This is a genomic window from Mesobacillus zeae (assembly GCF_003570705.1).
Lineage (GTDB): Bacteria > Bacillota > Bacilli > Bacillales > Cytobacillaceae > Mesobacillus_C > Mesobacillus_C zeae.
Window position 1 is genome coordinate 1 of the sequence record NZ_QWVT01000065.1, and the last position, 6,895, is coordinate 6,895.

The 6,895-nt window shown below is 42.5% G+C and carries 12 protein-coding genes; 10 read left to right on the forward strand and 2 right to left on the reverse strand.

The annotated features are described in order from the left end of the window. Positions 1 to 231 precede the first annotated feature (231 nt). The 4 genes from D1970_RS21790 to D1970_RS22595 all read left to right on the forward strand — a co-directional run bounded on the left by D1970_RS21790 (position 232) and on the right by D1970_RS22595 (position 2,936). Positions 232 to 792, forward strand: a complete 561-nt coding sequence (locus D1970_RS21790) for a DUF2238 domain-containing protein (RefSeq protein ID WP_119114930.1) — start codon at positions 232 to 234, stop codon at positions 790 to 792. A 21-nt stretch (positions 793 to 813) separates the two neighbouring features. After that, positions 814 to 1,401: a DUF2238 domain-containing protein gene (locus D1970_RS21795; RefSeq protein ID WP_181213394.1), complete on the forward strand. Its 588-nt coding sequence runs from the start codon at positions 814 to 816 to the stop codon at positions 1,399 to 1,401. 203 nt (positions 1,402 to 1,604) lie between these two features. Then, positions 1,605 to 2,624 (forward strand): VanW family protein, encoded by a 1,020-nt coding sequence (locus tag D1970_RS21800; RefSeq protein WP_119114932.1) that lies wholly within the window; start codon positions 1,605 to 1,607, stop codon positions 2,622 to 2,624. Between the two features lie 174 nt (positions 2,625 to 2,798). Next, positions 2,799 to 2,936, forward strand: coding sequence for a hypothetical protein (locus tag D1970_RS22595; protein ID WP_181213395.1), 138 nt, complete (start codon positions 2,799 to 2,801; stop codon positions 2,934 to 2,936). 49 nt (positions 2,937 to 2,985) lie between these two features. On the opposite strand, the gene D1970_RS21805 is transcribed toward D1970_RS22595, so the two are convergent. Then, complete coding sequence (locus tag D1970_RS21805; RefSeq protein WP_119114933.1) at positions 2,986 to 3,387, reverse strand: hypothetical protein; 402 nt, start codon at positions 3,385 to 3,387, stop codon at positions 2,986 to 2,988. Between the two features lie 277 nt (positions 3,388 to 3,664). Between D1970_RS21805 and D1970_RS22600 the strand changes: the two genes are divergently transcribed. From D1970_RS22600 to D1970_RS21830, 6 genes are all read left to right on the forward strand, one after another. Next, entirely contained in the window at positions 3,665 to 3,820 is a 156-nt protein-coding gene (locus tag D1970_RS22600; protein WP_181213396.1) for a hypothetical protein, read from the forward strand. Between the two features lie 335 nt (positions 3,821 to 4,155). Beyond that, complete coding sequence (locus tag D1970_RS21810) at positions 4,156 to 5,394, forward strand: ATP-binding protein (protein WP_119114934.1); 1,239 nt, start codon at positions 4,156 to 4,158, stop codon at positions 5,392 to 5,394. A gap of 106 nt (positions 5,395 to 5,500) precedes the next feature. Continuing rightward, complete coding sequence (locus D1970_RS21815) at positions 5,501 to 5,719, forward strand: DUF1659 domain-containing protein (protein ID WP_119114935.1); 219 nt, start codon at positions 5,501 to 5,503, stop codon at positions 5,717 to 5,719. A 29-nt stretch (positions 5,720 to 5,748) separates the two neighbouring features. After that, positions 5,749 to 5,967, forward strand: a complete 219-nt coding sequence (locus D1970_RS21820) for a DUF2922 domain-containing protein (protein ID WP_119114936.1) — start codon at positions 5,749 to 5,751, stop codon at positions 5,965 to 5,967. A gap of 60 nt (positions 5,968 to 6,027) precedes the next feature. Further along, positions 6,028 to 6,150 carry a YvrJ family protein gene (locus D1970_RS21825; RefSeq protein ID WP_119114937.1) on the forward strand — a complete coding sequence of 41 codons (123 nt, stop codon included), beginning with the start codon at positions 6,028 to 6,030 and terminating at the stop codon, positions 6,148 to 6,150. 219 nt (positions 6,151 to 6,369) lie between these two features. Then, complete coding sequence (locus tag D1970_RS21830) at positions 6,370 to 6,570, forward strand: cold-shock protein (RefSeq protein WP_119114938.1); 201 nt, start codon at positions 6,370 to 6,372, stop codon at positions 6,568 to 6,570. Positions 6,571 to 6,678: 108 nt separating this feature from the next. Here the strand turns inward: D1970_RS21830 and D1970_RS22605 are convergent. After that, positions 6,679 to 6,895 (reverse strand): hypothetical protein (locus tag D1970_RS22605; protein ID WP_182478603.1); only part of this gene is annotated, 217 nt, incomplete at its 5' end.

Consider the following 6,895-nt stretch of genomic DNA (forward strand, 5'->3'; position numbering starts at 1 on the left):
TTTTTCATTTACACAAGATATTTTACGCTCTCTTACGGAGGCTCTCTTTCGTTTATCTTTTTATAGAACTTTATATATGCATTTGTAAACAATGAACTTTCCCAGTTGGTTGTAATCCTATCACCATTTATTCTTGAATTGCTCACCGGCCGAATACTGCCTCTATTCATCGCCATCCTCATATTGTGCCACGGCATTGGGCATACTTCCCATGAAGGATGGTGTGCGGTGATGAAGCGGAAGTTGATTGTGGTGTTGAGTGTGGCCTTTGTGGCTTTTATGATTGGACTGTTTATTTACTACTGGATGCATGACGATCAATCGAAATGGCAGGTTGCACTTGGGGGCATCTTGGCAGGGGGGCTGCCGCTTGTGCTCCTTTTTATGAAAAACATCCCTTTTAACATTCCGATTATATTGGGTTACTTTGTTGCGCTTTTTTGTACCCTGTACCTTGGGTCGATTGCAGGATTTTACTTGAAATTTAGCTGGTGGGATTCGACCCTTCATCTTTATAAAGGTATGTTTGTCGGTTTTGTCGGGATTGCGCTCTACTATTATTACATTCCTGAAAAGAATCTAGGGGATGTTTCCCGTTGGATAATGTTCCTTTTTGTCTTGTCGTTGGCTGTCACATCAAGTGTGCTATGGGAAATTTACGAGTTTGCCGGGGATCAGTTTATTACCCACACCATGCAGCGGGGCGGAAACAAGGATACGATGTATGACCTGCTTTGCGGCATTGCTGGAGGGCTTGCTGTAGCCGTCTATGGTATCATTAGAGTGAAATAATAAATGGGGGGAGAGCTCTCAATGAACCGATACATCGTTATGCTGACAAGCGCTGCCTATGTCATCTTTATGGCAGTACTTTCGTTTTACTATAACGGAGAAGGCCAGTCCTTTGAGGCAATGGTTGCGGTTGGTGGGATCGTGTGCGGTGCGGTCCCACTGGTACTCGCCATTTTCACCCGCCTTCAATTTAACATTCCGATAACAGTTTCTTATCTAATCTTCCTCTTTGCATCTCAATATTTAGGATCGATTCGCGGCTGGTATAGCCTTGGCTGGTGGGATACATTCCTGCACCTCCTAAGCGGAAGCCTACTTGCCTTTGTCGCTATCGCTCTGTATGAAAGGCTTGTCCGCCGCGGTGCTGGTAAAGGAATTTCTCCATGGTTTGTCTTTCTTTTTACCCTCTCGTTCGCGGGATTGGGCGGAGTGGTTTGGGAAGTATACGAATTCGCGAGCGATCAGTTTTTCGGGATGACACTGCAGGGTGGGGGAAACAAGGATACGATGGTCGATTTGCTCGCCGATACAACTGGAGGGCTCGCCATTGCAGTTTGTGCAGGAGTACGGTCCAAATCCGCCGGGAAAAACCGCATTAAAGTTAAATAAGTAGATACGAATAGAGCAGCCGGCAAAATATTAGTCGTGCTGCTTTTTTTGTGCAGACAAATAATTAAAAAAGGAATACCATAGCTATAGACGTAATAAGATGAGGATGGAAATGCGTTTTTTGGAAAAATTTTGTCTGGGAAAATGAAACCAGATAGACCAGAAAAACGTCATATATAAAAAAGAGAATTGGAAGAGGGAAAATGGAGAGAAGAGAGAAAAGAAGGAAGAAATTACGAAGGTCAGGGATCATTTCAATTTCAGCTTTTCTTGTGTGCGGTTTATTGTTTTTTGGAGCTTGCTTATCGAAAATGGAAAGCAAGAAAGAGGGAACAAGCAAAACAGCGGCCGTAGAAAAGAAAGCGGATCAGACAAAGAAAAAAGAAAAAGAGAAAAAAGTCTTTGTTAAAGTCATCGATCCGAACACAAAAGCAGTGATTCATACTTTTACACCAAAGGAAATGGGTTATGGAAAAGACAATGAAAAGTTTAAGCAGGAGGTCATCAATTGGGCAAGGTCAGCAGCGAGAGGCACTGATACTACACCAGGCTATGACAAAAGGAATACTCCAGACAGAATTGATGCAAACGGGGCTGTGGTCAAAGGAAGCCCAAGAGTGATTCTCGAGGAAAAAGAGCTGGCTGAAAAAGTTTTGAAAGCATCGGCAAATGGAGGGAATGTGATTTTGCCGCTGTATGAGACGGAGAGCGGATATAAACCAGAGGATGTCGCTCACCTTGGCGAAGCAGTCGTTGCCTCGTACACAACAAAGTTCAATAGCAGGGTCGCTGGACGAACGAAAAATATTGAACTGTCTGCAATGGCTATAGACAATGTCATTCTCGGAAATGGCGATTACTTTTCCTTCAATACATCGGTAGGGCCTAGCGATGAAGCACATGGATACCAGCCTGCCGAAGAAGCGGTGAATGGCAAGTTAGTGATGGGTATTGGCGGAGGAATTTGCCAGACCTCCTCCACGCTGTTTAATGCCGTAGACAAGGTGGGGGTCCAGTATGTTGAAAAGAAACACCATTCTGTCAGTGTGGGGTATGTTCCCAAAGGGAGAGATGCCACTGTTTCTTATGGAGGAAGTGACTTCCGCTTCGTCAATACGACAGGGGTACCGCTTCTGATTAAGTCGATTGTTGGGAACGGAACTCTAACGATTGAAATCAGGACATCCAACCAATACAAGGATACCGTTAAAAAAGCGATTTAATTCTTTGTAAAATCACCAAACCCGCTGGAATCCCTTTCCTGCGGGTTTTTGATTTATATTTTTCAAGAGCCCTTTTCCTGCAAAATGAGACAAACGTTTAAGCATGTCCGAAAATAATACATAGAATATTCTGTAATAGCTATTGCGAATCAAAGAAAAGGGAGGTGGAATATAATGGAATTAGGACTCGGGACTTTTCTTGTTGTTGTCCTTTTGTTGGTTGCATGGCTTTTGATTTCCATTTTGAGCCCGCAAAACGATGAGACTCAGGATGCGCTTAAAACAGCAGTTTGTACAATTCTTGGCTGCTAATGTTGAAAGGGTGACTCCGGAACATGCTCCGGAGTCCCTTCTTTTTTTGTTAAAAAATCCACCATTTCTTTCTCTTTGATGTTTCCATCATGTGCAGCAGTGTTTCTCTCAAATATTCATTTTGAGCTTGGATGGTCACCATTTCTTGCTTAAGAAAGGCAATTTCTTTCTTTAGTTCATCAAAATGTTCAGTCATACGGTCTGTTTTTGGTACCACGCTTTTTTTTGAAGTTGAGTTTACGGGATCCTGTACTTTTAAGCTGCCAATTTCTTTTACTGTGTTTATCATATCCTCGTTGGAAATGAGGTTGGTCGCCATCCTCATAAGCGCTGCAAAATCAAGCGAACTCTCCTTTGCAAACAAATCTGTAGCGAGTTTTTTTACAGCTTCATTTTGTTTTTCCAGATTGACAGGAATTTGCTCACCCGTATCTTTAGTCTCATCATCCATTTGTTTTCACACCTGCCTCTCTTGAAATGTTCTTCGGTACACAGCCGGTTACTTTATAACTTATGTTAAGAACAGTTTGAAGTGCACATGAATATAATGAAATAGATATAATTTAATCAGAATATTTAAAATCATAACTATATTACGCTAAACAGATTGAAACAGGCTGCTTATATCAATAACAATACATCTGACAGGAAAACGGCTTCAGCCAGCTGATTAGCAGTGGCTAAACCCTTGTGTTTTGCGGCATATTATCACCAAGGAGGTGTTTAATATGCCAAGGGGAAAAGAACTGCAACAGCTGCCAATGGCGAATACGCTTCCGGGAATGGGAGATGACAATAGCAAATACAGCAGGGAATCGCTAGGCGGAATTACCGGAAAAGACAGGCCGAAACCGGCGGAAGCAAGGAGCGGAAAAAAGCAATAAAAAGACAAGCAGGAATGTAAGCCAGCCTGCTGTAATTTGTGTTTGTCATTCAGAAAAATGCTGTCCCGCCAAAGAGGATGGCTTTTTTCTTTAATCTTGTCATTCAAAACCATCATTCAGAGTTGGTATTATTTCGCATACTCAATTAATTAAAAAATAATCTATTGCACATTTTTAAGAATTTATGCCCTTATTGGTTGCCGACTGGTCGTATAACAAGTAAAATTTTGTCATTGGCTATTTGCTGATATGCACTATCGTATAAAAACAGCAATCATTCATCAAGACAAATACATACTTTACCGGGAACGTACCCGGCCCAGGATGGTGACAAATTGCAAATTACTGAAAAACTCTTGCTGAATCTTTCTCTTTTGCTCGTTCTCATGTTCTTTTTTCAGATTATCCAGGAACGGAACGGGAACAGCCGAACGCGAAAAATCAGCTTTTCGCTTTATTTTATTGTATCCATTTTTGTTTGCATGATCTTCTCAGTTGAAGCAGAAGATGGGATTAGGTTTGACCTCCGCCACGTGCCTTTTATCCTTGGCGGCCTTTATACAGGCAAGGTATTTTTATATGCAGGGTTAGCCATCGTCATGCGTGGCTTTCTTGGAATCGATGAAGGATTCTGGATGGCAGCTATTTTCTTTGGAAGCTTGGGCCTGCTCTTAAAGTGGGTCCACCAGTGGTTCCTAAGACTTTCTGCCAGCCAAAGAATTGGTGTAGCTGTTTTGGTGACGCTGATGTCGTCACTTCTTTTGATTGAAATTATCTTTATGTTTCATACGCCGATCCTCCGGACAGAAGCTTGGATTGGGTTTATACTCATTCCTTCAATTGCAGTAGGAGTTATCAGTTATTTCCTTGAAATGATCCGGCACAATATCCTGATAAGAAACCAGCTTGCCAAGGCGGAAAAAATGGATGCAGTTAGCCAAATGAGCGCTGCCATCTCCCATGAAATCAGGAATCCGCTTACTTCGGTTAAGGGTTTTTTGCAGCTTCTCCAGGAGAATTCGTATCCAGAAGAAAAAAAGAAGGAATTTATAAAAATCGCAATGGATGAAATTGACCGCGCCGAAGTGGTGATTAATGATTATCTGACTTTTTCTAAAGCTGCGCTGGAAAAAGAAGAGGAAATCGAAGTAGGTAATGAGCTAGAACAAGTCTTAAAAACATTCGAACATAAAGCCATTCAAAGCGGTATTAATATTCAGACTACGTTTGTACCTGGCCTGAGCATTCGCGGAGACAAAGTTAAATTCAAACAAGGTTTGATTAACCTTTTGAAAAATGCGATTGAGGCAATGCCCGGCGGTGGGACGCTGACGATCAGGACATACCGTTCTGACTTGGAAATCCATATTCTCATCAATGATACGGGCATTGGGATGACTGAAGAACAATTAAGCCGTCTCGGCGAGCCGTACTATTCCACAAAAGGGAAACACGGTACAGGACTCGGTATGATGGTCACATTCAGCATCATTAGAGCAATGAGGGGCAAAGTGGATGTGAACAGCCGGCCGGGAAAAGGGACAAGCTTTCGGATTATTTTTCCATCGTATTAATACAAGGGAATCCTGCGATTAAATTATTTTACTTCATTTATTCTCCTTATGCCTGTCTTTTTTTTCCTTACACCAATATATAGAGGGTGGAAGGAAGTGAGCGACAATGGCACAATCAATGATGAAGGATTCCAGCATGAGACTTCTTTTTGAAGCAGGAATGGATGTAAACGGGAAAACCATCTTTAAAGGCAAGATATACAGCAATATCAGGAAGGAAGCGACCGCCAGCCAGGTACAGCAGGCTGCAGAAGCACTGGCAAGCCTTTCTGGCTATTCATTAAGCTCGGTTGAGCGTACAGATAATTTTGACATCGTTTTATAAAAAATTATAAAAAAGAAGAGGTGACAATCGTGGCTAAAACACTCGAATTGCAATTTGTTACAGACCTTGGTAAAGCAGCGCGTATTACTGTGGACAATCCAAAGGAACCTATCAATCCCGCAGCTGTAAAGCTCGCCATGGACCAGATCATCGCATCGGATGCATTTTTGACAGGGAATGGAATCCTTATGTCAGCCAGCGGTGCCCGACTGATTGAGCGTAATGTAACCGAATATGAAATGGCTTAATGTGAGGAAGCTGGTTTCCGAATAAAGGGAACCGCTTTTTATAAGAAAACAAGGAGGAAAGTGAAAAAGGAACATTTCATTCCATTCATCAGTGATGTTTATTTCGCAATCGTCGTGACACTGTCACTGCTGTACCGGATTGAAGCCAGGCTTGATAGAGTGGTACAGTCAATTCAGGGTTAGCCAGATTGCCTGGGTATCGGGTTTTGAATATTCATAATGTTGACATTATTACTATTTCATGCTAAATTCTAAAGAAGCCGATTGCACGTTTTCATACAGCATATTTGAATGTCCCTATAATGAAAAGTGCCGATTGTGTTGTGGGACAAGACTCCCGAATACTGGTGATTGGCCAAATTAACACATGGCTTATGTAAGCCGTCTAGGAGGATTTTTTTTATGCAAAATGGAAAAGTAAAATGGTTTAACTCGGAAAAAGGTTACGGATTCATCGAGGCGGAAGATGGCAACGACGTTTTCGTCCATTTCTCGGCCATTCAAACAGAAGGCTACAAATCTTTGGACGAAGGCCAGGAGGTTACCTTTGAAGTAGTGGAAGGGCCCCGCGGGCCTCAGGCTGCGAACGTTAGTAAACTATAACTCTATATAATGATTAAATCCCAGCCGATTAAATTCGGCTGGGATTTTTATTGATCCTGTGAAAAAGAAAAAGGGAGATCATCACACGGTTCTGTTAGACTCACTTTTTCATACGTAGTTTCCACATGTTGTTCCCGTTCCAATACTCCTTTTGGCTATTAAAGGTTTCTGCCTCTGCTCGATCATGTCGGCAACAACTGCAGCCGCATGAGCCTCTGTTTGACCTGCGATTAGAGCAATTACTTTGCCGTGAGCTCCTACGGGATGAGCAGCACGAGATCCTGCGAGATCTGCTTCCTCTCCGAGAGCGGCTCCTGTGCGACCC